Genomic DNA, 25,417 nt, shown 5'->3' on the forward strand with positions numbered 1-25,417 from the left:
GGACGTGAACGATAACGCGTATTATCTGGATAACCGCGTTGCCCTTACGTTTTTCGCGAGCAGGCTCGCTCCTACAGGTGAACTCGTGTGACGCTTAGTTATGAGCGTGCAGCGCTTCGTTCAGTTCGATGGCCGATTTGTGGGTTTTGCACTCCACGGCACCGGTTTGCGAATTGCGACGGAACAGCAGGTCGGTCTGGCCGGCCAGTTCACGGGCCTTCACGACTTTGACCAGCTGATTGTTCTCGTCCAGCAGCGCGACTTTGGTGCCGGCGGTCACGTACAGGCCCGACTCGACGGTGTTGCGGTCGCCCAGCGGGATACCGATACCGGCGTTGGCGCCGATCAGGCAGCCTTCGCCGACCTTGATCACGATGTTGCCGCCGCCCGACAGGGTGCCCATGGTCGAGCAGCCCCCGCCCAGGTCCGAACCCTTGCCGACGAATACGCCAGCGGAAACGCGGCCTTCGATCATGCCCGGGCCTTCGGTGCCGGCATTGAAGTTGATGAAACCTTCGTGCATCACGGTGGTGCCTTCGCCCACGTAAGCGCCCAGGCGCAGACGTGCAGCGTCAGCGATACGCACGCCGGCCGGAACCACGTAGTCGGTCATTTTCGGGAACTTGTCCACCGAGAACACTTCCAGCAGCTCGCCGCGCAGGCGGGCTTCGAGTTGCAGTTCGGCCAGTTCGCTCAGGTCGACCGCGCCCTGGCTGGTCCAGGCCACGTTTGGCAGCAACGGGAAGATCCCGGCCAGGTTCAGGCCGTGTGGCTTGACCAGGCGATGGCTCAGCAGGTGCAGCTTGAGGTAGGCCTCCGGGGTGGACGACAGCTGGGTGTCTTCAGCCAGCAAGGTGGCAACCAGCGGCTTGTGGCTCTCGGCCAGACGGGTCAGCAGGGCAGCCTGGGCAGCGTCGACGCCTTTGAGGGCTTCGGCCAGTTGCGAGGCCTGGGCGGTGCTGAATGCGATGGCCTGATTGCCTTCGGTGTAGCCCAGGATCGGTGCGATAACGGCGACGACTTCAGCCGATGGCTTGAGTACCGGGGCGGCGTAGAACACTTCCAGCCATGCGCCTTGACGGTTTTGAGTGCCGACGCCGAAGGCCAGGCTGAACAGGGTAGTAGACATGTTGATACCTCTAACAAAATGGAACGGGCTGCTTACTTGAGCGCGGCCGCGTAGATATCTGGCTTGAAGCCAATCAGGGTTCGGTCACCGAGATCGAGCACCGGGCGCTTGATCATCGAGGGTTGTGCGAGCATCAGTTCGATGGCTTTCGTCTGGTCGAGATCGGCTTTACGTTCGTCGTCGAGCTTGCGAAAGGTCGTGCCTGCACGGTTCAACACCACTTCCCAGCCGTGCTCGCTGCACCATTGGGTGAGGTGTTCACGGTCGATACCGACCGCTTTGTAATCATGAAAGTCATAGCTGACAGCGTGTTCATCGAGCCAGGTGCGCGCCTTTTTCATGGTGTCGCAGGCTTTGATGCCGAAAAGGTGCAACGTTTTGCTTGAAACGGTCAAGGAATTGCCCCCTTTACAGGTGCTGGAAATAAATGGTCTGGGATTATGCCATGGCCGAACGGTTTCGCGGCGGCTGGTTGTCCTGTCAACACAAAACCTGTGGGAGCGGTGTTTCAGGGCGGGCGCAGCGCCCGGAGTTGTACAGCCGCAGTCGTCATCACCGGATTGGCGATGACGTGTTGCGTGAGGTGTTGGGGGAGCTGGATTTGAGTGAGCCCGAACCCGGCCAGGTGAAGTAACACCTGGCCCTGAGCGGCGGCGCGGTTATTTGCGGCGCTGGATGAACGCGCGAATCCGCTCGGCAGCTTCGACACACTCGGCAAGCGGCGCAACCAGAGCCAAGCGTACACGCCCGGCACCCGGGTTGACGCCATCCACATCTCGCGACAGGTAAGAACCCGGCACCACGGTCACGTGCTCCTGCTCGAACAGGTCGCGGCAGAAGGCGGCGTCGTCACCGGCTACATTCGGCCACAGGTAGAAGCTGCCATCTGGCCGCTGTACGTCCATGACCGGGCTGAGGATTTCCAGAACTGCATCGAACTTCTCGCGATACAGCGCACGGTTGGCGCGCACATGCACCTCGTCATTCCACGCGGCAACACTGGCCAGTTGTGTTTGAACCGGCATCGCGCAGCCGTGGTAGGTGCGATAGAGCAGGAAGCCCTTGAGAATGTCGGCGTCACCGGTGACAAAGCCCGAACGCAGTCCCGGCAGGTTCGAACGCTTGGACAGGCTGTGGAACACCACGCAACGCTTGAAGTCCTTGCGACCCAGTTCTGTGCAAGCGCTGAGCAGGCCTGGCGGCGGGGTTTGTTCGTCGAAGTACAGCTCGCTGTAGCACTCATCGGCGGCAATCACGAAGTCATATTCGTCGGCCAGGGCGATCAGCTTTTTCAGGGTTTGCACCGGAATCAAAGCACCGGTCGGGTTGCCTGGCGAGCACAGGAACAGGATTTGGCAGCGTTTCCAGATGTCTGGCGACACGGCGTCGAAATCCGGGTTGAAGCCGTTTTCGTCCAGGCACGGCAGGTAATGCGGCTTGGCCCCGGCGAGGAACGCCGCGCCTTCGTAGATCTGATAGAACGGGTTCGGGCTGACCACCAGCGCGTCATCGCCACGGTTGACCACGGTCTGCGTGAAGGCGAACAGCGCTTCGCGGGTGCCGTTGACCGGCAGTACGTTGCGCGCCGGGTCGATCCAGCCTTTGGGGACATCGAAGCGACGTTCGCACCATGCCGCGATGGCTTCGCGCAGCTCCGGGATACCGAGGGTGGTCGGGTACACGGCCATTTTTTCCAGATTGTTGGCCAGGGCCTCGGCGACAAAGCTTGGCGAACGGTGTTTCGGCTCGCCGATGGACAGCGCGATCGGGCGCTTGTCCGGGTTGGGCGTCACGCTGCCGAGCAGGGCGCGGAGTTTCTCGAACGGGTAGGGCTGGAGCTGGGACAGAGCGTTGTTCATCAATGTATCTCGTTCGGTGTGGGAACGGGCAAGCCCTGTTTCCTGTAGGAGCTGGCTTGCCAGCGATGGTCGTCAACGATAACGCGTGCTTACTGGGTAAGCGTGGCGCTTTTGATTCCTTCGCTGGCAAGCCAGCTCCTACAAGGGGCAGGTTCGCCCCCCGGATAGGGGTCGGTTGATTCAGATGCTGATGCGCGTCAGTTTGATATCGGGTTCCTGGTTGACGCTCAGTTGTTCGACGATCGCATCCTGCAGGCGGCTGCACAGCAGCGGGTCGGACAGCGGCTGGTTGTTGGCGTCGGTGATGAAAAACACGTCTTCCACGCGCTCACCGAGGGTGGCGATCTTGGCGTTTTGCAGCGACAGATCGAACTCCAGGAAAATCGTGCCAATCCGCGCCAGCAGGCCCGGGCGGTCGGGCGCCGTGAGCTCCAGTACCGTCACCTGGCGCTGGGCGTCGTTGTGGATCGTTACCTGCGGCGCAAAGGCGAAATGCTTGAGCTGGCGTGGAACCCGGCGCTGGATGATGGTCGGGTAGTCGTCCGGGTTGCGCAGGGCTTCGGTCAGACCGTCACGGATTTGCTTGATCCGCGCCGGGTTATCGCCGATCGAGTCGCCGTCGGTGTCGAGCACGATGTAGGTGTCGAGGGTGAACTGGCTGGTGGAGGTGATGACCCGGGCGTCGTGAATGTTCAGGTTGAGCTGGTCCATCGCGGCCACGGTCACGGCAAAGAAGTCGTGCTGGTCGGGGGCGTAGATGAAGATTTGCGTACCACCTTCAAATTCGCGCTGGGTGGTTTCCTTGATCAGTACCAACGGCCCGCCGTCGGCCGGTTGCTGGAGGATCGCGTCGCTGTGCCAGGCCACGTCGCCGGCGGTGTGGCGCAGGAAATAGTCATCACCCAACTGCGCCCACAGTTGCTCGACATCGTCCGGGTCGGTGCCGCCGCGCACCAGGATATCCAGGGCGGCGCTCTGGGTCTGACGGATCTGTTCTTCGCGGTCCACCGGGTTCTCCAGGCCACGACGCAGGGCGCGCTTGGTCTCGGTATAGAGCTGGCGCAGCAGGCTGGCGCGCCAGGAGTTCCACAGGGTCGGGTTGGTGGCGTTGATGTCGGCGACGGTCAGCACATACAGATAGTTGAGGCGGGTTTCGTCGCCGACGATCTGTGCGAAATCGTGGATCACCTGCGGGTCGGACAAGTCCTTGCGCTGGGCGGTGGTCGACATCACCAGGTGGTTTTGCACCAGCCACACGATCAGGCGGCTGTCCCACACTGGCAGATGGTGGCGCTGGCAAAAGGCCTCGGCATCCACGGCGCCGATGTCCGAGTGATCGCCATGCCGGCCTTTGCCGATGTCGTGGTACAGGCCGGCCATGTAGATCAGCTCGGGTTTGGGCAGCTTGCCCATGAGCTTGCTGGCCAGCGGGAATTTTTCCGACACCTGGGTGTACTGCAACTTACGCAGGTGTTTGATCAGGTTCAGGGTGTGCGCGTCGACCGTATAGATGTGGAACAGATCGTGTTGCATCTGCCCGACGATAAAACCGAATTCGGGTAGATAGCGCCCCAGGATGCCGTAACGGTTCATTCGCCGCAGGTTGCGGTGGATGCCGATCTTGCATTTGAACAATTCGATAAACAGGCTGGTATTGCGAATATCGTTGCGGAAGTCGTCGTCGATCAGGTGACGGTGCTCCCGCAGCAGACGAATGGTGTCGGCGCGCACGCCCTTGATTTCCGGCTGCTGGGCCATCAGCACGAAGATTTCGAGCATGGCGAACGGCGTGCGGCGGAAGACGTTGTCGTGGCGTGCTTCGATGTAGCCGTCATGCAGCTGGAAGCGCGAGTTGATCGGCTGCGGCGGCGCTTGGTCTTCCGGTGCGAGGATGACTTCCTCGAAGTGCTGGATGATCAGGTCGCTGAGCTGGGCGATGCTCATCACCACCCGGTAATACTGCTGCATGAAATTTTCGATGGCTTGTTTGGCGTCGTCGCCTTTGAAGCCCAGCAGTCCGGCAATGGTGCGCTGGTGATCGAACAGCAGGCGGTCTTCGGAGCGGCCGGCGAGCATGTGCAGGGCATAGCGAACCTTCCACAGGAACTCCTGGGAAGAGGCGAGCAGGGCATTTTCACTCTCGACCAGGAATCCTTCGCCCGCCAGTGCCCGCAAGTTCAGGGTGCCGTACTCGCGACGGGCCACCCACAAGATCGTCTGGATATCCCGCAGGCCGCCGGGCGAGCCTTTGACGTTGGGTTCCAGGTTGTATTCGGTGTCGTTGTACTTGTGGTGGCGGGCCTTTTGTTCGGCACGCTTGGCCAGGAAGAAGTCCTTGCTCGGCCACATGTGCGCGGTGCTGGTGGCGTCCAGCATGCGCTGGCGCAAATGCTCGGGGCCGGCGATGGTGCGGCTTTCCATCAGGTTGGTGACGACCGTCAGGTCGGCGCGGGCTTCGATGGCGCACTCGTCGACCGAGCGAACGCTCTGACCGACCTCCAGGCCGATGTCCCACAGCAGCGTCAGAAAACGCTCGATGGAATCGCGGAAAACTTCATGGTCGGCGCTGTCCAGCAGGATCAGCAAATCGATATCGGAGTAAGGATGCAATTCACCACGGCCGTAGCCGCCGACCGCAACCAGTGCGATGTCGGCGTCCTCGCTCCAGCTGAACTGATCCCAGGCTTTCTGCAGGATGTTGTCGACGAACCAGGCGCGATCCTCGATCAGCCGGCGAATGTCGCGGCCGCTACGAAAGCGCGCGTCAAGCACCTCGCGGGCCTGGCGGATCGCCTTCTTGAAGGCCGCGATCGGGCTAGCCTTCAGGGCCAGTTCAGCCTGGAACTGGCCGCGGTCGAAGAGTTCGGGATCCACCTGCGGCATCGATTGGCTTTCCTTTCTGTAGGCGATGTACGGTAACGGGATCAGGCCGAAACGCGAGGGATGGTGTCATCGCTGCGCAGGGTGAAGATCTCGTAACCGGTTTCGGTCACCAGCAGGGTGTGCTCCCACTGTGCCGAGAGCTTGCGGTCCTTGGTGATCGCGGTCCAGCCGTCGCCCAGTACCTTGGTGTCGGCACGGCCCTGGTTGATCATCGGCTCGATGGTGAAGGTCATGCCGGCCTTGAGTTCCATGCCGGTGCCCGCGCGGCCGTAGTGCAAAATCTGCGGCTCTTCGTGGAACACCTTGCCGATACCGTGGCCGCAGAACTCGCGAACCACCGAGAATCCGTTTTTTTCAGCGTGCTTCTGGATGATTTCACCGATGTCGCCCAGGCGGCAGCCGGGTTTGACGATTTCAATCGCCTTGTACATGCACTCCTGAGTCACCTTGGACAGGCGCTCGGCCCAGACCGGCACGGTGCCGACGTGGAACATGCGGCTGGTGTCGCCGTGGTAACCGTCCTTGATGACGGTGACGTCGATGTTCAGGGTATCGCCATCTTTCAGCGGCTTGTCGTTCGGGATGCCGTGGCAGACTACGTGGTTGATCGACGTGCAGATCGACTTCGGATAACCCTTGTAGTTGAGCGGGGCAGGGATGGCTTTCTGCTCGTTGACGATGTAGTCGTGGCAGATCTGGTCCAGTTGGTCGGTGGTAACGCCCGGCTTGACATATTCGGCAATCATTTCCAGCACATCGGCGGCCAGTTTGCCGGCGATACGCATTTTGGCAATATCCTCGGGGGTTTTGAGGGTGACGGTCATACAGGCTCTCTCTGCGCCAGGCGGCGCTTTCTAAACGGAAAGGGCATTGCGCGATCGATCTTCGCAGCCCTGAAAATGCGATTCTACCAGACGATCAGCGCAAATCCGCGCCTGTGTGCATCGCTTCTCTCTATAGAATGGTGCATTCTTGGCGGATTCCAAGGGATGGAACAAAGCGCCCGCCAGGATTTCAGAATCCGGGTTTCGTTTTGCCCTGCCTTGTGATATAAAATGCGCCGCTTTCCGGGGATGTCCCGAAAAGCCTAAATCCACACACGTGTCGACACGATGACCTGGGTGCCTTCAGCTGATGCTGCTGGTTGGTCATTGGGATACGTGGAGGCCAAACCCGACTTATTAAGGAACTATCATGTCCCAAGTCAACATGCGCGATATGCTGAAGGCCGGTGTGCACTTCGGTCACCAGACCCGTTACTGGAACCCGAAAATGGGCAAGTACATTTTCGGCGCGCGTAACAAGATCCACATCATCAACCTTGAAAAAACCCTGCCAATGTTCAACGAAGCTCTGACTTTCGTAGAGCGTCTGGCCCAGGGCAAAAACAAGATTCTGTTCGTCGGCACCAAGCGTTCCGCTGGCAAGATCGTTGCTGAAGAAGCAGCACGTTGCGGTTCGCCGTACGTCGATCACCGCTGGTTGGGCGGCATGCTGACCAACTTCAAGACCATTCGTGCTTCCATCAAGCGTCTGCGTGACCTTGAAGTTCAAGCAGAAGACGGTACTTTCGCCAAGCTGACCAAGAAAGAAGCGCTGATGCGCACTCGTGACCTGGAAAAGCTGGATCGTTCCCTGGGTGGTATCAAGGACATGGGCGGTCTGCCAGACGCTCTGTTCGTTATCGACGTTGATCACGAGCGTATCGCGATCACCGAAGCCAACAAGCTGGGCATCCCGGTTATCGGCGTAGTCGATACCAACAGCAGCCCGGAAGGCGTTGACTACATCATCCCAGGCAACGATGACGCAATCCGCGCTATCCAGCTGTACATGGGTTCGATGGCTGACGCTGTCATCCGCGGTCGCAACAATGTTGCCGGCGGCACCGTTGAGTTCGCAGCTGAAGAAACTCAGGCTGCAGCTGAGTAATTGACGCCCTGGCGTTGACTCAGTAAGCAAAAAGGGGGCTTGGCCCCCTTTTTGCCACCTCGAAAACCATTTGTCGGCGCCCACTGCTCTATCTGTAACGTGCGGCAGCTAACAAGGGTGGTTCGGGAAGAATTGATCGCCCGTTCGATCGGGTGGAATGGTTGAAAACCTATCCAAGAGGATTTTGAAATGGCAGAGATTACTGCAGCGTTGGTCAAAGAACTGCGCGAGCGTACCGGCGAAGGCATGATGGATTGCAAAAAGGCCTTGACCAAGGCTGGCGGCGACATCGAGAAAGCCATTGATGACATGCGTGCTTCGGGCGCCATCAAGGCTGCCAAGAAAGCCGGCAACGTTGCCGCTGAAGGCGCAATCGCGCTGAAGGAAGACGGTAAATCCGCCGTTCTGCTGGAAGTGAACTCGCAGACCGACTTCCTGGCCCTGCAGGACGACTTCAAGGAATTTGTTGCAGCAAGCGTTGAAAAAGCGTTCGCCGACAAGTTGACTGATGTTGCTCCGCTGATCGAAGCTCAAGAAACTGCTCGCCTGGTACTGGTCGGCAAGGTTGGCGAAAACGTCAACATCCGTCGTCTGGCACGCGTTGAAGGTGACGTTGTCGGTGGCTACCTGCACGGCAACAAGATCGGTGTTGCAGTTGTCCTGAAAGGCGGCAGTGTTGAGCTGGCCAAGGACATCGCTATGCACGTAGCGGCTACCAATCCTGAATTCCTGCTGCCATCGGAAGTTTCCGCTGAAGCGATCGAGCGCGAGAAAGGCGTGTTCCTGACGCTGAACGCTGACAAGATCGCCGGCAAGCCGGAAAACATCGTTGAAAACATGGTCAAAGGCCGTATCAGCAAGTTCCTGGCCGAAGCCAGCCTGGTTGAGCAGGCGTTCGTCAAGAACCCTGAAATCAAGGTCGGCGAACTGGCCAAGAAAGCCGGCGCTGAAATCGTTTCCTTCACTTACTTCAAAGTAGGCGAAGGCATCGAGAAGCCAGTGGACAACTTCGCAGAAGAAGTTGCTGCCCAGCTGGCTGCCGCCAAGCAATAAGACGGTTTTTTAACTGTCGCCCAGAAGAGGCTGCCCGCTCACGCGCGCAGCCTCTTTTCAGATGGGGCACCAATTTTTAATTGGTTTCCGTTTGGAACTGACTTACAAAGCCATGTTCCGATGGCGCTGAAGCAGCGCCAAGCTAGATTGAACGCCAGCTGTAAACAGCTCGCAAAGAATTTTTAAAATACGCCGCAGGAGAGATTCGCAATGGCTCAGCAGGGCAGTGGTTATCAGGCTCGCTATAAACGCATTCTACTCAAGCTTAGCGGCGAGGCCCTGATGGGCTCGGAAGAGTTCGGGATCGACCCGAAAGTTCTGGATCGCATGGCATTGGAAGTTGGCCAACTGGTCGGCATCGGTGTTCAGGTCGGTCTGGTCATCGGTGGTGGCAACCTGTTCCGCGGCGCGGCGCTCAGCGCGGCGGGCATGGATCGGGTTACCGGCGACCACATGGGCATGCTGGCCACTGTGATGAACGCCCTGGCAATGCGCGACGCGCTGGAACGTGCCAATATCTCGGCCATCGTGATGTCGGCCATTTCCATGGTAGGCGTGACCGATCACTACGATCGCCGCAAGGCCATGCGCCACTTGAACTCCAAGGACGTGGTGATTTTCGCGGCCGGTACGGGTAACCCGTTCTTTACGACGGATTCGGCTGCCTGCCTGCGTGCAATCGAAATCGATGCCGATGTCGTGCTCAAGGCGACCAAGGTCGATGGCGTCTACACCGCAGACCCGTTCAAAGACCCGCATGCCGAGAAGTTCGATCATCTGACGTACGATGAAGTGCTGGATCGCAAGCTGGGTGTGATGGATCTGACGGCGATTTGCCTGTGCCGCGACCACAAGATGCCGCTACGCGTATTTAACATGAACAAGCCCGGCGCCCTGCTGAACATCGTGCATGGCGGCGCTGAAGGAACCCTGATCGAGGAAGGCGAACAATGATCAACGAAATCAAGAAAGACGCTAAAGAGCGCATGCAGAAGTCCGTGGAATCGCTGGCGCACAATTTCGGTCGCATTCGTACCGGCCAGGCGCACCCGAGCATCCTGGAAGGCGTGATGGTGCCGTACTACGGCGCCGACACCCCGATCAAGCAAGTGGCCAACATCACCGTCAAGGACGCCCGTACCCTGCAAGTCGTCGCCTTCGAGCGCAACATGCTGGGTGCTGTCGACAAGGCGATCGGTAGCGCGGGTCTGAACCTGAACCCGACCAACCTAGGCGAGCTGCTGCTGATCTCCATGCCTGCACTGACTGAAGAAACCCGTCGTGGCTTCACCAAGCAGGCTCGCGACGTTGCTGAGGATGCCCGTGTAGCGGTGCGCAACATCCGTCGTGATGCCAACAGCCAGCTCAAGGATCTGGTCAAGGAAAAAGAAATCAGCGAAGACGAAGAGCGTCGCGCCACTGGCGAGATTGACGATCTGACCAAGAAGTTCGTGGCCGAAATCGACGCGAAGCTGGCAGAGAAAGAAAAAGACCTGATGGCCGTATAAGGGTCGCGTTTTCATGGAAAAGACCAAGCAGACTGCACCGTCCGCGGTGCCGCGCCATGTCGCGATTATCATGGATGGTAACAATCGCTGGGCGAAGAAGCGCTTTATGCCGGGTGTCGCCGGGCATAAAGCGGGCGTGGATGCGGTACGTGCGGTCATTGAGGTTTGTGCTGAGGCCAAGGTCGAAGTGTTGACCCTGTTCGCCTTTTCCAGCGAGAACTGGCAGCGTCCGGCCGATGAGGTCAGCGCCTTGATGGATCTGTTCTTCAGGGCGTTGCGTCGTGAGGCCAAGCGCCTCAACGACAACAACATCAGTCTGCGCATCATTGGTGACCGCTCGCGTTTTCATCCGGAGCTGCAGGCTGCCATGCGTGAAGCCGAGGCCATGACGGTTGGCGCCAATCGTTTTATCCTGCAGATCGCCGCCAATTACGGTGGTCAGTGGGATATCGCGCAAGCTGCGCAACGACTGGCGCGAGAAGTTCAGGCCGGGCACTTGCGTCCGGAAGACATCACGCCTGGACTGCTGCAGACCTGCCTGGTCACGGGCGACCTGCCGTTGCCGGACCTGTGTATCCGTACCGGTGGCGAGCACCGCATCAGCAACTTCCTGCTCTGGCAACTGGCCTATGCCGAGTTGTATTTTTCCGACCTGTTCTGGCCGGACTTCAAACACGATGCCATGCGCAATGCGCTGGCCGATTTCGCTTCCCGCCAGCGCCGCTTCGGTAAAACGAGCGAGCAGGTCGAGGCTGGAGCCCGGGTTTAATGCTTAAACAACGAATCATCACCGCGCTGATCCTGCTGCCGATTGCCTTGTGCGGGTTTTTCCTGCTTGAAGGTTCCGGTTTTGCACTGTTCATCGGTCTGGTCGTAACCCTTGGTGCCTGGGAGTGGGCGCGCCTGGCGGGTTTCGCCGCTCAGGCGTTCCGCGTCGGCTATGCCGTTGTGGTCGCATTGATGCTGTTCCTCATGTACATCCTGCCCGGCCTCGCGCCTTGGGTATTGGGGGCTTCGGTGTTGTGGTGGGCGGTGGCGACGTATCTGGTGCTGACCTATCCGCGTTCGAGCGAGCATTGGTCCAATGCGGCGACCAGGTTGGTGATCGGCCTGTTGATTCTCCTGCCGGCCTGGCAAGGCCTGGTGCAGATCAAGCAATACCCGCTGGGTAACTGGCTGATCATGGCGGTGATGGTGTTGGTCTGGGGGGCCGATGTTGGCGCCTACTTCTCTGGTCGTGCTTTCGGCAAGCGCAAGCTCGCACCGCAAGTCAGTCCGGGCAAGAGCTGGGAGGGCGTGTACGGTGGTCTGGCGCTGAGTCTGGCGATTACCGCAATGGTTGCCCTGGTGCGCGACTGGACGGTGGCCGAGCTGCTTAAAGGGCTGATCGGTGCTGCGCTGATCGTGTTCATTTCGGTGGTGGGCGACCTCACTGAGAGCATGTTCAAGCGCCAGTCCGGGATCAAGGACAGCAGCAATCTGCTTCCGGGGCACGGCGGCGTGCTGGATCGCATCGACAGCCTGACGGCAGCGATTCCGGTATTTGCCGTGCTGCTGTGGATGGCGGCCCCATGAGCCGCTCGCAACAGATTACCGTGCTGGGTGCGACCGGCTCGATTGGCCTGAGTACGCTCGACGTCATCGCTCGCCATCCTGACCGTTATCAGGTCTTTGCCTTGAGTGGCTTCACCCGCTTGAGTGAATTGCTGGCGCTCTGCGTGCGCCATGTGCCGCGATTTGCTGTCGTGCCTGAGGTCGCGGCTGCCCGCACCTTGCAGGATGATTTGCGCGCGGCAGGTCTTTCGACCCGTGTTCTGGTGGGTGAGGAAGGTTTGTGTCAGGTCGCTTCCGATCCGGAAGTCGATACGGTCATGGCGGCCATCGTCGGTGCAGCGGGATTGCGCCCGACACTGGCGGCGGTGGAGGCTGGCAAGAAGATCCTCCTGGCCAATAAAGAAGCACTGGTCATGTCCGGCGCGCTGTTTATGCAGGCGGTGCGCCAGAGCGGTTCGGTGTTGCTGCCGATCGATAGCGAGCACAACGCGATTTTTCAGTGCATGCCGCTGGATTATGCCCGTGGCCTTGAGGCGGTCGGTGTGCGTCGGATTCTGCTGACAGCTTCCGGCGGTCCGTTCCGGCAGACGCCAATGGCTGAGCTGGCGCATGTTTCTCCCGATCAGGCGTGTGCGCACCCGAACTGGTCCATGGGGCGAAAAATCTCCGTTGACTCGGCCAGCATGATGAACAAGGGGCTTGAGTTGATCGAAGCCTGCTGGCTGTTCGATGCCAGGCCATCCCAGGTCGAGGTGGTGGTTCACCCGCAAAGTGTGATCCATTCGCTGGTCGACTACGTCGATGGTTCCGTTCTGGCGCAATTGGGTAATCCGGACATGCGCACGCCCATCGCCAATGCCCTGGCCTGGCCGGAACGGATTGACTCGGGTGTGGCACCGCTGGATCTGTTTGCCATTGCACGGCTGGACTTCCAGGCACCGGATGAAGAGCGTTTCCCTTGCCTGCGTCTGGCCCGTCAGGCAGCCGAGGCGGGTAACAGTGCGCCGGCAATGCTCAATGCGGCGAACGAAGTGGCGGTGGCGGCATTTCTCGACGAACGGGTTCGTTACCCGGAAATCGCGAGTATCATCGAAGAAGTATTGAATCTGGAGCCCGTAGTGGCAGTGGGTGATCTCGAGGCAGTGTTCACGGCAGACGCGAAGGCGCGATTGCTGGCTGGACAATGGTTGAGTCGTCACGGGCGGTAAATGCTGCGGACAGTTGGCCCAGGCAGCAGCGGATCGGATTGCGGAGAAAGTAGATGAGCGCGCTCTATATGATTGTCGGCACCCTGGTTGCTCTGGGTGTGCTGGTTACCTTCCACGAGTTCGGCCATTTTTGGGTCGCGCGTCGTTGTGGGGTCAAAGTGCTGCGCTTCTCCGTAGGCTTCGGCATGCCTTTGTTGCGCTGGCACGACAAGCAAGGCACCGAATTCGTCGTCGCCGCGATCCCATTGGGCGGCTACGTCAAAATGCTCGACGAACGCGAGGGTGAAGTGCCCCTCGATCAGCTCGGCCAGACCTTCAATCGCAAATCCGTTCGTCAGCGCATTGCCATCGTAGCTGCAGGGCCGATAGCCAATTTCCTGCTGGCATTGGTGTTCTTCTGGGGTTTGGCAATGCTCGGCAGCGAGCAGGTGCGTCCAGTCATCGGGGCTGTCGAGTCCGGCAGTATTGCGGCCAAGGCGGGTTTGAGTCCCGGCCAGGAAATCGTGGCCATTGATGGTGAGGCGACTTCTGGCTGGGCGGAGGTGAATCTGCGATTGGTTCGTCGCCTGGGTGAAAGCGGCTCGTTGCAGATAATGGTTCGCGAACAGGGCTCCACGGCTGATTCTCCTCGTGAGCTTGCGCTGAACAAGTGGCTCAAAGGGGCTGACGAACCCGATCCTATCCACTCATTGGGGATTCGCCCGTGGCGCCCGGCATTGCCGCCTGTCCTGGCTGAGCTCGATCCAAAGGGGCCAGCTCAGGCTGCCGGCCTGAAGACGGGTGACCGGTTACTGGAGCTTGATGGTCATACGCTGGATGACTGGCAGCAGGTCGTCGATACCGTCCGTATGCATCCTGATACCAAAATCATGCTGCGGGTCGAGCGCGACGGTGCTCAAATCGACGTCCCGGTGACGCTGGCCGCTCGCGGCGAGAGCAAGTCACCCAGCGGTTACCTGGGGGCTGGGGTGAAGGCGGTCGATTGGCCACCGGAAATGATCCGCGAGGTCAGTTACGGGCCATTGGCAGCGATTGGCGAGGGGGCTCGACGCACCTGGACCATGAGCGTGCTGACCCTTGATTCTCTGAAGAAAATGTTGTTCGGCGAGCTCTCGGTAAAAAACTTGAGTGGACCGATAACCATTGCTAAAGTGGCGGGCGCTTCGGCCCAGTCGGGCGTTGCTGATTTCCTGAATTTCCTTGCTTATCTGAGTATTAGCCTGGGCGTTCTGAATTTGTTGCCCATTCCGGTACTGGATGGGGGGCATTTGTTGTTTTATCTGATCGAGTGGGCGCGTGGTCGTCCCTTGTCGGATCGGGTGCAAGGTTGGGGGGTACAGATCGGTATCAGTTTGGTGATCGGGGTGATGTTGCTTGCTCTGGTCAATGATCTGGGTCGATTGTAACGCTTCGCTGAATTGCGAATCTGCCGCATTTTGCGGCAGTTTGTTTATTGCCAGTTGGAATAAGAAAGGACTTCATGAAACGTCTGCTGCTAACTGCGGTTCTCACCGTATTGATGATCGCCGAAGTTCACGCCGAGTCCTTCACTATCTCTGATATTCGCGTCAATGGCCTCCAGCGGGTCTCCGCGGGGAGCGTCTTTGGTGCTTTGCCGCTGAACGTCGGTGAACAGGCGGATGATCGTCGCCTGGTGGAATCCACTCGTGCGTTGTTCAAAACCGGTTTCTTTCAAGATATCCAGCTGGGCCGCGATGGCAACGTCCTGGTCATCACGGTAGTCGAGCGCCCGTCTGTTGCCAGTATCGAGATCGAAGGTAACAAGGCGATCTCTACCGAAGACCTGATGAAAGGCCTCAAGCAATCCGGTCTGGCCGAAGGCGAGATATTCCAGCGTGCCACCCTCGAAGGTGTTCGTAACGAACTGCAGCGCCAGTACGTCGCCCAGGGTCGCTACTCGGCTACCGTCGATACCGAAGTGGTGCCGCAACCGCGTAACCGCGTCGGCCTGAAGGTCAACATCAACGAAGGTACGGTTGCCGCTATCCAGCACATCAACGTGGTGGGCAACACGGTTTTCCCCGATGAAGACCTGATCGACCTGTTCGAACTCAAGACCACCAACTGGTTGTCGTTCTTCAAGAACGACGACAAGTACGCCCGTGAAAAACTGTCCGGTGACCTGGAGCGTCTGCGTTCCTACTACCTGGACCGTGGCTATATCAACATGGATATCGCTTCGACCCAGGTCTCCATTACGCCGGACAAGAAACACGTCTACATCACCGTCAACGTCAACGAAGGCGAGAAATACACCGTTCGTGACGTCAAGCTCAGCGGCGACCTGAAAGTCCCTGAAGACCAGGTCAAGTCCCTGCTGCTGGTGCAAAAAGGCCAGGTGTTCTCGCGCAAGCTGATGACCACCACCTCCGAACTGATCACCCGCCGTCTGGGTAACGAGGGTTATACCTTCGCCAACGTCAACGGCGTGCCTCAACCGCACGATGAAGATCACACCGTAGACATCCTGTTCGCGGTCGATCCGGGCAAGCGTGCCTACGTGAACCGCATCAACTTCCGTGGCAACACCAAGTCCGAAGACGAAGTGCTGCGTCGTGAAATGCGCCAGATGGAAGGCGGCTGGGCTTCGACCTACCTGATCGACCAGTCCAAGACCCGTCTGGAACGTCTGGGTTTCTTCAAGGAAGTCAACGTTGAAACCCCGGCCGTGCCGGGTGTCGATGACCAGGTGGACGTCAACTACAGCGTTGAAGAGCAAGCCTCCGGTTCGATTACCGCCAGCGTCGGTTTCGCCCAGAGTGCCGGTCTGATCCTTGGTGGCTCGATCACCCAGAACAACTTCCTGGGTACGGGTAACAAGGTCAGCATCGGTTTGACCAAAAGCCAATACCAGACCCGCTATAACTTCGGCTTTGTAGACCCCTACTGGACCGCCGACGGCGTGAGCCTGGGTTACAACGCGTTCTACCGCACGACTGACTACGATGAGCTCGATACCGATGTCGCCAGCTACGCCGTAGACAGCCTGGGTGCCGGTGTGAGTGTCGGTTATCCAATCAGCGAGACTTCGCGTCTGACCTTCGGTCTGAATGCGCAACAGGACAAGATCAAGACCGGTCAATTCACCGTCGACGAGATTTTCGACTTCGTTAACCGTGAAGGTGATCAGTACCTGAACTTCAAGGCTTCGGCCGGCTGGTCCGAATCCACCCTGAACAAGGGTGTATTGGCGACCCGTGGTCATTCTCAAAGCTTGACGGCGGAAGCCACCATACCGGGTAGCGACCTGTCGTTCTTCAAGCTCGATTACCGTGGCCAGTTGTTCCAGCCACTGAGCGACAATTACACCATGCGCCTGCACACCGAATTGGGTTATGGCGACGGTTACGGCTCGACCGATGGCTTGCCATTCTATGAAAACTACTATGCTGGTGGTTTCAATTCGGTTCGTGGCTTCAAGGACAGCACTCTGGGTCCTCGTAGTACGCCGAGTCGTGGCGTAGGTGTAACGGGTAATGCCGGAACGGCGGCTGATCCGGACGATGATCCACTGCCGTTTGGTGGTAACGTCCTGATCCAGGGCGGTGTTGAAGTACTGTTCCCTATGCCTTTCGTCAAGGATCAGCGATCCCTGCGTACTTCGGTATTCTGGGATGTGGGTAATGTATTCGACTCCAAGTGCGAGCAGACGACCAATACCAACCCTGCGTCGAAGTCCAACACGCAGTGCAACGACATAAGCTTGAGCGATATGGCCAGTTCTGTCGGTGTGGGTGTGACCTGGGTCACCGCACTGGGTCCTCTGAGTTTCGCATTGGCCATGCCGGTCAAGAAACCGGATAACGCTGAGACTCAAGTGTTCCAATTTTCCCTCGGCCAGACGTTCTAAGCGTCTGACCCAAGATAACGACAATGAATTTTGTAGGAGTGCATCGTGCGTAAGTTGACTCAATTGGTTCTCCTGGCCAGCGTACTGGTCGCTGGTCCGGCATTTGCCGACATGAAAATTGCTGTTCTGAACTATCAGATGGCTCTGCTGGAGTCCGACGCGGCCAAGAAGTACGCCGTGGATGCCGAGAAAAAATTCGGTCCTCAGCTGACCAAGCTCAAGACTCTGGAAACCAGCGCCAAGGGCATTCAGGACCGCCTGATGTCCGGTGGCGACAAAATGCAGCAGGGCGAGCGCGAGCGTCTGGAGCTTGAATTCAAGCAAAAGGCCCGTGACTTCCAGTTCCAGTCCAAGGAACTGAACGAAGCCAAGGCCGTTGCCGACCGTGAAATGCTGAAGCAGCTCAAGCCGAAACTGGACAGCGCTGTGGAAGAAGTCATCAAGAAAGGTGCTTTTGACCTGGTCTTCGAGCGTGGCGCAGTGATTGATGTCAAGCCTCAGTACGACATCACGCGCCAGGTTATCGAGCGCATGAATCAGCTGAAGTAATCCATGACCGTGACCATTAAGCTCGGCCAGTTGGCCGAGTTCCTCGGCGCCACGCTACGTGGCGATCCCGAGAAAGCAATTACTGGGCTAGCCACCTTGCAGGAGGCTGGCCCAGCTCAGTTGAGCTTTCTCGCAAACCCCCAATACCGTAAGTACCTGGCAGGCAGCCAGGCTGCAGCCTTGTTGCTGAAAGCCGCTGACGCCGAAGGTCATTGCGGGGATGTACTGGTGGTGCCGGATCCGTATGCGGCCTACGCACGTGTTTCCCACCTGTTCGATCCCAAGCCCAAGGCCGCTGCCGGCATACATCCCACGGCAGTGATCGCTGCGGATGCGGTCGTCGATCCTGCGGCGAGTATCGGTGCTTTTGTGGTGATCGAAAGCGGTGCGCAGGTTGCAGCCGGTACGACTGTCGGTGCGCATTGCTTCATCGGTGCTCGCAGCGTGGTGGGTGAGGGTGGCTGGCTCGCGCCGCGTGTGACCCTGTATCACGACGTTCGCGTCGGCAAACGGGTCGTCATTCAGTCCGGAGCGGTGCTCGGAGGCGAAGGCTTTGGTTTTGCCAATGAAAAAGGTATCTGGCAGAAAATCGCCCAGATCGGTGGCGTGTTGATCGGCGATGACGTTGAAATCGGCGTGAATACAGCTATAGATCGCGGTGCGCTGGCCGATACCATCATCGGCAACGGTGTGAAGCTCGACAACCAGATTCAGATTGCCCACAACGTTCAGGTCGGTGATCACACCGCCATGGCGGCGTGCGTCGGGATCTCCGGCAGCACCAGGATCGGCAAGCACTGCATGCTCGCCGGTGGCGTAGGGCTGGTGGGGCACATCGACATTTGTGACAACGTTTTCATTACCGGGATGACCATGGTGACCCACTCGATTACCGAGCCGGGTGCCTATTCTTCGGGTACGGCCATGCAGCCGGCGGCCGAGTGGCGCAAAAGCGCGGCACGCATTCGTCAGCTCGATGACATCGCGCGGCGTCTGCGCCAGCTGGAAAAGCAAGTAGGGGAAGTGACCCCTGACGGTAATGCTTCATCAGATGGCTGATACCATTTCCATATCAAGTGTGCACAGCCGCTAGACTGCCTCCTTGATTTGCTAGCGGAACGTGCGTCAGTCGCGCGCTCCCAATCTTTACATAGGCTTCCCCCCGAAATGATGGACATCAACGAGATTCGCGAATACCTGCCTCACCGTTACCCGTTCCTGCTGGTGGACCGGGTAGTGGAGCTGGATGTTGAAGGCAAGCGCATTCGCGCCTACAAGAATGTCAGCATCAACGAACCGTTCTTCAATGGTCACTTCCCTGCGCATCCAATCATGCCTGGCGTATTGATCATCGAAGCAATGGCTCAGGCTGCCGGGATCCTTGGTTTCAAAATGCTCGACGTGAAACCGGCCGACGGCACTCTTTATTACTTCGTCGGTTCCGACAAGCTGCGCTTCCGCCAGCCGGTTCTGCCGGGCGATCAGCTGATCCTTGAAGCCAAGTTCATTAGCTGCAAGCGTCAAATCTGGAAGTTCGAATGCCAGGCTTCGGTCGACGGCAAGCCTGTCTGCTCCGCTGAAATCATCTGCGCGGAACGCAAGCTATGAGTTTGATTGACCCTCGTGCAATCATCGATCCGACAGCCGTTCTGGCTGACGGCGTCGAGGTCGGCCCGTGGTCGATCGTCGGCGCAGGTGTGGAAATCGGCGAGGGGACAGTCATCGGGCCGCACGTGATCCTCAAGGGTCCGACGCGAATCGGTAAGCACAATCGCATCTACCAGTTTTCCTCGGTGGGCGAAGACACACCTGACCTGAAGTACAAGGGCGAGGAAACCCGCCTGGTGATTGGTGATCACAACATCATCCGCGAAGGCGTGACGATTCACCGTGGCACCATCCAGGACCGTTCGGAAACGACCCTGGGCGATCACAACCTGATCATGGCCTATGCCCACATCGGCCACGACAGCGTTATCGGCAACCACTGCATCCTGGTGAACAACACCGCACTGGCGGGCCATGTGCATGTGGAAGACTGGGCGATCCTTTCCGGTTTTACCCTGGTTCACCAGTATTGCCATATTGGCGCCCACAGCTTTTCAGGCATGGGTACTGCAATCGGCAAGGATGTTCCTGCGTATGTCACTGTGTTCGGTAACCCGGCCGAAGCCCGCAGCATGAACTTCGAGGGCATGCGCCGTCGCGGTTTCAGCGAAGATGCGATTCACGCCCTGCGTCGTGCCTATAAGGTGGTTTACCGCCAGGGTCTGACCGTGGAGCAGGCGCTCGTCGAACTGTCCGAGCCTTCTGCGCAGTTCCCGGAAGTAGCGGTGTTCCGCGACTCCATCCAGTCTTCGACCCGCGGCATCACCCGCTAATCATGGCCAATCTGCGTATTGCGCTGGTAGCGGGCGAGGCTTCCGGCGACATTCTGGGCGCGGGCCTCATGCGCGCACTCAAGGCTCGTCACCCGATGGTCGAATTCATTGGCGTCGGTGGTCCGCTGATGCAGGCCGAAGGCCTGACCCCGTACTTCCCGATGGAACGTCTGTCCGTCATGGGTCTGGTGGAAGTGCTGGGCCGGTTACGCGAGTTGCTGGCACGGCGCAAGAAGCTGGTCACCGACCTGATCGACGCGAAACCCGATGTGTTCATCGGTATCGACGCGCCAGACTTCAACCTCAATATCGAACTCAAGCTGCGCCAGGCCGGGATCAAGACCGTGCATTACGTCAGCCCGTCGGTCTGGGCCTGGCGGCAGAAGCGGGTGCTGAAGATTCGCGAAGGTTGCGACCTGATGCTCACGCTGTTTCCGTTCGAAGCCAGATTCTACGAAGAGAAGGGCGTACCGGTGCGGTTCGTCGGTCATACCCTGGCCGACGCCATTCCACTCGAAGCCAATCGCAGCGCAGCGCGGGCCGAACTTGGTTTGCCTGACGGGCCGCTGGTGGCGTTGATGCCCGGCAGCCGCGGTGGTGAAGTTGGTCGACTCGGCGCGTTGTTCCTCGATACGGCCCAGCGCTTGCGTACGCTGCACCCGGGCGTGCGGTTTGTCATGCCTTGCGCCAGTGCGCAGCGCCGGGCTCAACTGGAGGAGTTGCTGGCCGGCCGTGATCTGCCGCTGACCTTGCTCGATGGCAACTCACATCTGGCCCTGGCAGCCTGCGACGCCGTGCTGATTGCCTCCGGAACCGCAACGCTTGAAGCATTGCTGTACAAGCGGCCGATGGTGGTTGCCTACCGTCTGGCACCGCTGACGTTCTGGATTCTCAAGCGCATGGTGAAAAGCCCCTACATTTCATTGCCGAACTTGCTGGCCCAGCGTCTGTTGGTGCCCGAGTTGCTGCAGGACGATGCCACGGTCGAAGCGCTGGCCCAGACCTTGTCACCGCTGATCGAAGGCGGTGAAGAGCAGACCCGTGGCTTTGATGAGATTCACCGGACCCTGCGTCTGGATGCCTCCAACCAGGCTGCGGACGCAGTTTTGAACCTGATCGGCCAAGTTAAATGAGTAAAACAAGCATGCAGATGGGGCTGGATTTCACCTTGGTCGCGCAAGTCGAAGAGTTGGTTGCCGGTGTCGATGAAGTCGGTCGCGGCCCGCTCTGTGGTGCGGTAGTGACAGCAGCGGTGATCCTCGATCCGAACCGCCCGATCCTCGGCCTGAACGATTCGAAGAAACTCACCGAAGCCCGCCGCGAAAAGCTCTACGACGAAATCTGCGAAAAAGCCCTGAGCTGGTGTATCGCTCGCGCCGAAGTCGAAGAAATCGACGAACTCAATATCCTGCACGCCACCATGCTGGCCATGCAGCGTGCGGTCGCCGGGCTGCATATCCAGCCGAAGCTGGCGATGATCGACGGCAACCGTTGCCCGAAACTGCCGATGCGCTCCGAAGCCGTGGTCAAGGGCGATAGCAAGGTTCCAGCTATCGCCGCCGCATCGATTCTGGCCAAGGTCAGTCGCGACCGGGAAATGGCCGCGTTCGAATTGATCTACCCGGGTTACGGCATTGGCGGCCACAAGGGCTACCCGACCCCCGTTCATCTGGAAGCGCTCGCCCGTCTTGGTCCGACCCCGATTCACCGGCGTTCGTTTGCCCCGGTGCGGCTGGCGTATGAGGCGCGGGAAGGTCTCATCGAGAGTTAGTCGCGAGGCTGATGTTTTACTCAAGGCCCGGTACAATCCGGGCCTTGTTGTCTTTACGTTCTCAGACAGGATCACTATGCCGGCTTCATTCGTTCACCTACGCCTGCACACTGAATACTCCCTGGTCGACGGTCTGGTGCGGATCAAGCCGCTGGTCAAGACCCTGGTCGGCATGAACATGCCTGCCGTAGCGGTCACTGACCAGAACAACATGTGTTCCCTGGTCAAATTCTATAAAAACGCCATGGGTGCCGGGATCAAGCCGATCTGCGGTGCCGACCTGTGGCTGTCGAACAAGGATCCGGACAACCCGCTGAGCCGGATCAGCCTGCTGGTGATGAATGCCGAAGGCTATCGCAACCTCACAGAACTGATTTCCCGCGGCTATATAGATGGTCAGCGCAACGGCTCGATCATCATCGAGCGCGAATGGGTCGCTGAAGCCAATGCGGGCCTGATCATGCTCTCGGCGGCCAAAGAAGGCGAGATCGGCCAGGCCATGCTCAGCGGCAATCCCGCCGAGGCCGAAACCCTTGCCCGCGAATGGATGGACGTGTTTCCGGATCGTTTCTACCTGGAAATCCAGCGCACCAATCGCCCGAACGATGAAGAACAGCTGCACGGCGCCGTGGCCCTGGCCGAGAAGCTCGGTGCGCCGCTGGTGGCGACCAATGACGTACGCTTCATCAAGCAGGAAGACTTCGCCGCCCACGAAACCCGCGTTTGCATCGGTGAAGGCCGCGCCCTCGACGATCCACGGCGTTCGAAGAATTACAGCGATCAGCAGTACCTCAAAAGCGCCGAGGAAATGGCCGAGCTGTTCAGCGACATTCCCGAGGCGCTGGAAAACACCGTCGAGATCGCCAAGCGCTGCAACATCGAAGTGAAGCTGGGCACGCACTTCCTGCCCAACTTCCCGATCCCCGATGGCATGACCATCGACGAGTACTTCCGCAAGGTGTCCTTCGACGGTCTGGAGGAGCGGCTTAGCGTTCTGCTGCCCAGGGACACCACCGAAGACTACGAAGCCAAGCGCCAGGTCTATGTCGACCGGCTGAATTTCGAGCTGGATATCATTATCCAGATGGGGTTCCCCGGGTACTTCCTGATCGTGATGGACTTTATCCAGTGGGCCAAGAACAACGGCGTACCGGTAGGTCCTGGCCGTGGATCGGGTGCCGGGTCGCTGGTGGCCTATGTGCAGAAGATCACCGACCTCGACCCGCTGGAATACGACCTGCTGTTCGAACGATTCCTCAACCCGGAACGGGTTTCCATGCCCGACTTCGACGTCGACTTCTGCATGGATGGTCGTGACCGGGTGATCGACTACGTGGCCGAGAAGTACGGCCGCAATGCGGTAAGCCAGATCATCACCTTCGGTTCCATGGCCGCCAAGGCTGTGGTCCGCGACGTGGCGCGGGTGCAGGGCAAGTCCTATGGCCTGGCGGATCGCCTGTCGAAGATGATTCCGTTCGAAGTCGGCATGACCCTGGAAAAAGCCTACGAGCAGGAAGAGATCCTGCGCGATTTCATCAAGGTCGATGAAGAGGCTGCGGAAATCTGGGAAATGGCCCGCAAGCTCGAAGGCGTTGTGCGTAACGTCGGCAAGCACGCCGGTGGTGTGGTGATCGCGCCAACCAAGCTGACCGACTTCTCGCCGATCTATTGCGACGAAGCCGGTGACGGCCTGGTAACCCAGTTCGACAAGGACGACGTCGAAGCGGCCGGCCTGGTGAAGTTCGACTTCCTCGGCCTGCGAACCCTGACGATCATCGACTGGGCGCTGAAAACCATCAACCGCGACCGCGCCAAGGTCAACGAGCCGCCACTGGATATCGCGTTCATCCCGCTGGACGACAAGCCGACCTACACCCTGCTGCAAAAAGCCGAAACCACGGCGGTGTTCCAGCTTGAATCCCGGGGCATGAAAGAGCTGATCAAGAAGCTCAAGCCCGACTGCCTGGAAGACTTGATCGCACTGGTGGCGTTGTTCCGTCCGGGCCCGCTGCAATCGGGCATGGTGGACGACTTCATCAACCGTAAGCACGGCCGCGCCGAGCTGGCGTACCCGCACTCGGACTACCAGTACGAAGGCCTCAAGCCTGTACTGGCACCGACTTACGGCATCATCCTGTATCAGGAACAGGTGATGCAGATTGCCCAGGTCATGGCCGGTTACACCCTCGGTGGCGCGGACATGCTGCGTCGCGCCATGGGTAAGAAAAAACCCGAGGAAATGGCCAAGCAGCGCGGCGGTTTCATTGAAGGTTGCGCCACCAACAATATCGATGCGGACCTCGCCGGTAACATCTTCGACCTGGTGGAAAAATTCGCCGGTTACGGCTTCAACAAGTCCCACTCCGCCGCTTATGGTCTGGTGTCGTACCAGACCGCATGGCTGAAAGCGCATTACCCGGCGCCGTTCATGGCCGCGGTACTTTCGGCGGATATGCACAACACCGACAAGGTCGTGACCTTGATCGAAGAAGTGCGGACCATGAAGCTGCGTCTCGACGCGCCGGACGTGAACACGTCCGAATTCAAGTTCACGGTGAACGACGAAGGCCGGATCATTTACGGTCTGGGTGCCATCAAGGGCGTGGGTGAGGGCCCGGTCGAGGCGATCACCGAAGCGCGTCTGGCCGGTCCGTTCAAGGACCTGTTCGATTTCTGCGCCCGGGTCGACCTCAAACGCATCAACAAGCGCACCCTCGACGGCTTGATCCGCAGCGGCGCGCTGGATCGCCTCGGGCCGTATTTCCACGATGAACAGAAAGCCTACCAGGCCAACATCGACCGCAATCGCGCGGTGCTGCTGACGGCCATGGAAGAAGCGATCAAGGCGGCCGAACAAACTGCACGCACCCAGGACAGCGGTCACTGCGACCTGTTCGGCGGTCTGTTTGTCGAAGAAGACGCCGACGTCTACGCCAATCACCGCAAGGCCAAGGAATTGACCCTCAAGGAACGCCTGAAAGGGGAGAAAGATACCCTCGGCCTGTACCTGACCGGTCACCCGATCGACGAGTACGAAGGTGAAATCCGTCGCTTTGCCCGTCAGCGCATCATCGACCTGAAACCGGCGCGCGATACCCAGACGGTCGCCGGGATGATCATCGCCTTGCGGGTGATGAAGAACAAAAAGGGCGACAAGATGGGGTTCATCACCCTCGACGACCGCTCAGGACGGATCGAGGCCTCGCTGTTTTCCGAAGCATTCCATTCCGCGCAGTCGCTGTTGCAGACCGACGCGATGGTGGTGGTCGAAGGCGAGGTCAGCAATGATGACTTCTCCGGTGGCCTGAAGTTGCGGGTCAAGCGGGTGATGAGCATGGAAGATGCGCGCACCAACCTGGCCGAAAGCCTGCGCCTGAAGTTGCACGCCAAGGACCTCAAGGGCGATCAGCTACGCTGGCTGGGTGAACTGTTGAAGCGTCACCGCGGTGCTTGTCCGATCACCATGGATTACACCAGCCCTGATGCGAAGGCCTTGTTGCAGTTCGGCGAAGGCTGGCGGATCGATCCGGCGGATGCGTTGATTCAAGCCCTGCGTGACCAGTTCGGGCGAGACAACGTCTTCCTCCAATACCGTTGACCGGCAGGTGATATCAGAGCGCCTGCCCGCAACCTGAATTTTTAATCTCGACCTCAACGCGCCTCTCCCTTAAGGTAGGGCGCGAATAGACAACCGGCCGGCCCAAGATCCCTTGGGACTC

Annotated in this window: 22 protein-coding genes; 17 read left to right on the forward strand and 5 right to left on the reverse strand. The window is 59.1% G+C overall.

Annotated elements, in window-relative coordinates:
• Nucleotides 1-94: 94 nt before the first annotated feature.
• Nucleotides 95-1,129, reverse strand: a complete 1,035-nt coding sequence (gene dapD, locus KGA83_RS25935) for a 2,3,4,5-tetrahydropyridine-2,6-dicarboxylate N-succinyltransferase (protein ID WP_108216650.1) — start codon at nt 1,127-1,129, stop codon at nt 95-97.
• Nucleotides 1,130-1,161: 32 nt separating this feature from the next.
• A complete protein-coding gene (locus KGA83_RS25940; protein WP_007978403.1) occupies nt 1,162-1,524 on the reverse strand; it encodes an ArsC family reductase in 363 nt (120 codons plus the stop codon).
• Nucleotides 1,525-1,556: 32 nt separating this feature from the next.
• Here KGA83_RS25940 and KGA83_RS25945 point away from each other — a divergent pair, with 32 nt between their 5' ends.
• Complete coding sequence (locus KGA83_RS25945; protein WP_108216651.1) at nt 1,557-1,763, forward strand: hypothetical protein; 207 nt, start codon at nt 1,557-1,559, stop codon at nt 1,761-1,763.
• A 25-nt stretch (nt 1,764-1,788) separates the two neighbouring features.
• Here KGA83_RS25945 and dapC read toward each other — a convergent pair whose 3' ends face one another.
• The 3 genes from dapC to map form a co-directional block, all read right to left on the reverse strand.
• Nucleotides 1,789-2,988 (reverse strand): succinyldiaminopimelate transaminase, encoded by a 1,200-nt coding sequence (gene dapC / locus KGA83_RS25950; RefSeq protein WP_108216652.1) that lies wholly within the window; start codon nt 2,986-2,988, stop codon nt 1,789-1,791.
• Between the two features lie 180 nt (nt 2,989-3,168).
• On the reverse strand, nt 3,169-5,871 hold the full coding sequence (locus tag KGA83_RS25955; RefSeq protein WP_108216653.1) for a [protein-PII] uridylyltransferase: 2,703 nt from the start codon (nt 5,869-5,871) through the stop codon (nt 3,169-3,171).
• A gap of 41 nt (nt 5,872-5,912) precedes the next feature.
• The gene (gene map, locus KGA83_RS25960) at nt 5,913-6,695 is read right to left on the reverse strand and encodes a type I methionyl aminopeptidase (protein ID WP_108216654.1); all 783 of its coding nucleotides are present in this window, start codon (nt 6,693-6,695) and stop codon (nt 5,913-5,915) included.
• Nucleotides 6,696-7,065: 370 nt separating this feature from the next.
• On the opposite strand from map, the gene rpsB reads away from it, so the two are divergent.
• The 16 genes from rpsB (at nt 7,066) to dnaE (ending at nt 25,296) form a co-directional block, all read left to right on the forward strand.
• Nucleotides 7,066-7,803, forward strand: a complete 738-nt coding sequence (gene rpsB, locus KGA83_RS25965; protein ID WP_008052780.1) for a 30S ribosomal protein S2 — start codon at nt 7,066-7,068, stop codon at nt 7,801-7,803.
• Between the two features lie 189 nt (nt 7,804-7,992).
• A complete protein-coding gene (gene tsf, locus KGA83_RS25970) occupies nt 7,993-8,856 on the forward strand; it encodes a translation elongation factor Ts (protein ID WP_108216655.1) in 864 nt (287 codons plus the stop codon).
• A 210-nt stretch (nt 8,857-9,066) separates the two neighbouring features.
• Nucleotides 9,067-9,810, forward strand: coding sequence for a UMP kinase (gene pyrH, locus KGA83_RS25975; RefSeq protein WP_108216656.1), 744 nt, complete (start codon nt 9,067-9,069; stop codon nt 9,808-9,810).
• The gene (gene frr, locus KGA83_RS25980; RefSeq protein ID WP_108216657.1) at nt 9,807-10,364 is read left to right on the forward strand and encodes a ribosome recycling factor; all 558 of its coding nucleotides are present in this window, start codon (nt 9,807-9,809) and stop codon (nt 10,362-10,364) included. The genes pyrH and frr overlap by 4 nt, the downstream gene beginning before the upstream one ends.
• A 13-nt stretch (nt 10,365-10,377) precedes the next feature.
• Entirely contained in the window at nt 10,378-11,133 is a 756-nt protein-coding gene (gene uppS, locus KGA83_RS25985; protein ID WP_108216658.1) for a polyprenyl diphosphate synthase, read from the forward strand.
• Entirely contained in the window at nt 11,133-11,939 is an 807-nt protein-coding gene (locus KGA83_RS25990; RefSeq protein WP_108216659.1) for a phosphatidate cytidylyltransferase, read from the forward strand. Before uppS ends, KGA83_RS25990 begins: the two co-directional genes overlap by 1 nt.
• A complete protein-coding gene (gene ispC, locus KGA83_RS25995; protein ID WP_108216660.1) occupies nt 11,936-13,126 on the forward strand; it encodes a 1-deoxy-D-xylulose-5-phosphate reductoisomerase in 1,191 nt (396 codons plus the stop codon). Before KGA83_RS25990 ends, ispC begins: the two co-directional genes overlap by 4 nt.
• 53 nt (nt 13,127-13,179) lie before the next feature.
• On the forward strand, nt 13,180-14,532 hold the full coding sequence (rseP, locus tag KGA83_RS26000) for a sigma E protease regulator RseP (protein WP_108216661.1): 1,353 nt from the start codon (nt 13,180-13,182) through the stop codon (nt 14,530-14,532).
• A 74-nt stretch (nt 14,533-14,606) separates the two neighbouring features.
• Nucleotides 14,607-16,997 carry an outer membrane protein assembly factor BamA gene (gene bamA, locus KGA83_RS26005; protein WP_108216662.1) on the forward strand — a complete coding sequence of 797 codons (2,391 nt, stop codon included), beginning with the start codon at nt 14,607-14,609 and terminating at the stop codon, nt 16,995-16,997.
• Between the two features lie 45 nt (nt 16,998-17,042).
• Complete coding sequence (locus KGA83_RS26010; protein ID WP_108216663.1) at nt 17,043-17,546, forward strand: OmpH family outer membrane protein; 504 nt, start codon at nt 17,043-17,045, stop codon at nt 17,544-17,546.
• Between the two features lie 3 nt (nt 17,547-17,549).
• Nucleotides 17,550-18,605 carry a UDP-3-O-(3-hydroxymyristoyl)glucosamine N-acyltransferase gene (gene lpxD / locus KGA83_RS26015; RefSeq protein ID WP_108216664.1) on the forward strand — a complete coding sequence of 352 codons (1,056 nt, stop codon included), beginning with the start codon at nt 17,550-17,552 and terminating at the stop codon, nt 18,603-18,605.
• Nucleotides 18,606-18,713: 108 nt separating this feature from the next.
• Entirely contained in the window at nt 18,714-19,154 is a 441-nt protein-coding gene (gene fabZ, locus KGA83_RS26020) for a 3-hydroxyacyl-ACP dehydratase FabZ (protein ID WP_007978374.1), read from the forward strand.
• Nucleotides 19,151-19,927 (forward strand): acyl-ACP--UDP-N-acetylglucosamine O-acyltransferase, encoded by a 777-nt coding sequence (lpxA, locus tag KGA83_RS26025; protein ID WP_108216665.1) that lies wholly within the window; start codon nt 19,151-19,153, stop codon nt 19,925-19,927. Before fabZ ends, lpxA begins: the two co-directional genes overlap by 4 nt.
• A gap of 2 nt (nt 19,928-19,929) precedes the next feature.
• Nucleotides 19,930-21,060 (forward strand): lipid-A-disaccharide synthase, encoded by a 1,131-nt coding sequence (gene lpxB, locus KGA83_RS26030; protein ID WP_223531194.1) that lies wholly within the window; start codon nt 19,930-19,932, stop codon nt 21,058-21,060.
• An 11-nt stretch (nt 21,061-21,071) separates the two neighbouring features.
• Nucleotides 21,072-21,698: a ribonuclease HII gene (gene rnhB, locus KGA83_RS26035; protein ID WP_108216667.1), complete on the forward strand. Its 627-nt coding sequence runs from the start codon at nt 21,072-21,074 to the stop codon at nt 21,696-21,698.
• 76 nt (nt 21,699-21,774) lie between these two features.
• Nucleotides 21,775-25,296 carry a DNA polymerase III subunit alpha gene (gene dnaE, locus KGA83_RS26040; protein WP_223531195.1) on the forward strand — a complete coding sequence of 1,174 codons (3,522 nt, stop codon included), beginning with the start codon at nt 21,775-21,777 and terminating at the stop codon, nt 25,294-25,296.
• Nucleotides 25,297-25,417 lie beyond the last annotated feature (121 nt).

It is taken from the genome of Pseudomonas sp. GL-R-19, from assembly GCF_019956375.1.
Lineage (GTDB): Bacteria > Pseudomonadota > Gammaproteobacteria > Pseudomonadales > Pseudomonadaceae > Aquipseudomonas.

Coding starts and splice junctions, on each gene's coding strand:
- tsf (WP_108216655.1), top strand. CDS start 7,993: ATGGCAGAGATTACTGCAGCGTTGGTCAAAGAACTGCGCGAGCGTACC.
- dnaE (WP_223531195.1), top strand. CDS start 21,775: ATGCCGGCTTCATTCGTTCACCTACGCCTGCACACTGAATACTCCCTG.
- lpxD (WP_108216664.1), top strand. CDS start 17,550: ATGACCGTGACCATTAAGCTCGGCCAGTTGGCCGAGTTCCTCGGCGCC.
- KGA83_RS25990 (WP_108216659.1), top strand. CDS start 11,133: ATGCTTAAACAACGAATCATCACCGCGCTGATCCTGCTGCCGATTGCC.
- uppS (WP_108216658.1), top strand. CDS start 10,378: ATGGAAAAGACCAAGCAGACTGCACCGTCCGCGGTGCCGCGCCATGTC.
- KGA83_RS25955 (WP_108216653.1), bottom strand. CDS start 5,871: ATGCCGCAGGTGGATCCCGAACTCTTCGACCGCGGCCAGTTCCAGGCT.
- rpsB (WP_008052780.1), top strand. CDS start 7,066: ATGTCCCAAGTCAACATGCGCGATATGCTGAAGGCCGGTGTGCACTTC.
- ispC (WP_108216660.1), top strand. CDS start 11,936: ATGAGCCGCTCGCAACAGATTACCGTGCTGGGTGCGACCGGCTCGATT.
- lpxB (WP_223531194.1), top strand. CDS start 19,930: ATGGCCAATCTGCGTATTGCGCTGGTAGCGGGCGAGGCTTCCGGCGAC.
- bamA (WP_108216662.1), top strand. CDS start 14,607: ATGAAACGTCTGCTGCTAACTGCGGTTCTCACCGTATTGATGATCGCC.
- frr (WP_108216657.1), top strand. CDS start 9,807: ATGATCAACGAAATCAAGAAAGACGCTAAAGAGCGCATGCAGAAGTCC.
- map (WP_108216654.1), bottom strand. CDS start 6,695: ATGACCGTCACCCTCAAAACCCCCGAGGATATTGCCAAAATGCGTATC.
- rseP (WP_108216661.1), top strand. CDS start 13,180: ATGAGCGCGCTCTATATGATTGTCGGCACCCTGGTTGCTCTGGGTGTG.
- pyrH (WP_108216656.1), top strand. CDS start 9,067: ATGGCTCAGCAGGGCAGTGGTTATCAGGCTCGCTATAAACGCATTCTA.
- dapD (WP_108216650.1), bottom strand. CDS start 1,129: ATGTCTACTACCCTGTTCAGCCTGGCCTTCGGCGTCGGCACTCAAAAC.
- rnhB (WP_108216667.1), top strand. CDS start 21,072: ATGCAGATGGGGCTGGATTTCACCTTGGTCGCGCAAGTCGAAGAGTTG.
- dapC (WP_108216652.1), bottom strand. CDS start 2,988: ATGAACAACGCTCTGTCCCAGCTCCAGCCCTACCCGTTCGAGAAACTC.
- lpxA (WP_108216665.1), top strand. CDS start 19,151: ATGAGTTTGATTGACCCTCGTGCAATCATCGATCCGACAGCCGTTCTG.
- KGA83_RS25945 (WP_108216651.1), top strand. CDS start 1,557: ATGGTCTGGGATTATGCCATGGCCGAACGGTTTCGCGGCGGCTGGTTG.
- fabZ (WP_007978374.1), top strand. CDS start 18,714: ATGATGGACATCAACGAGATTCGCGAATACCTGCCTCACCGTTACCCG.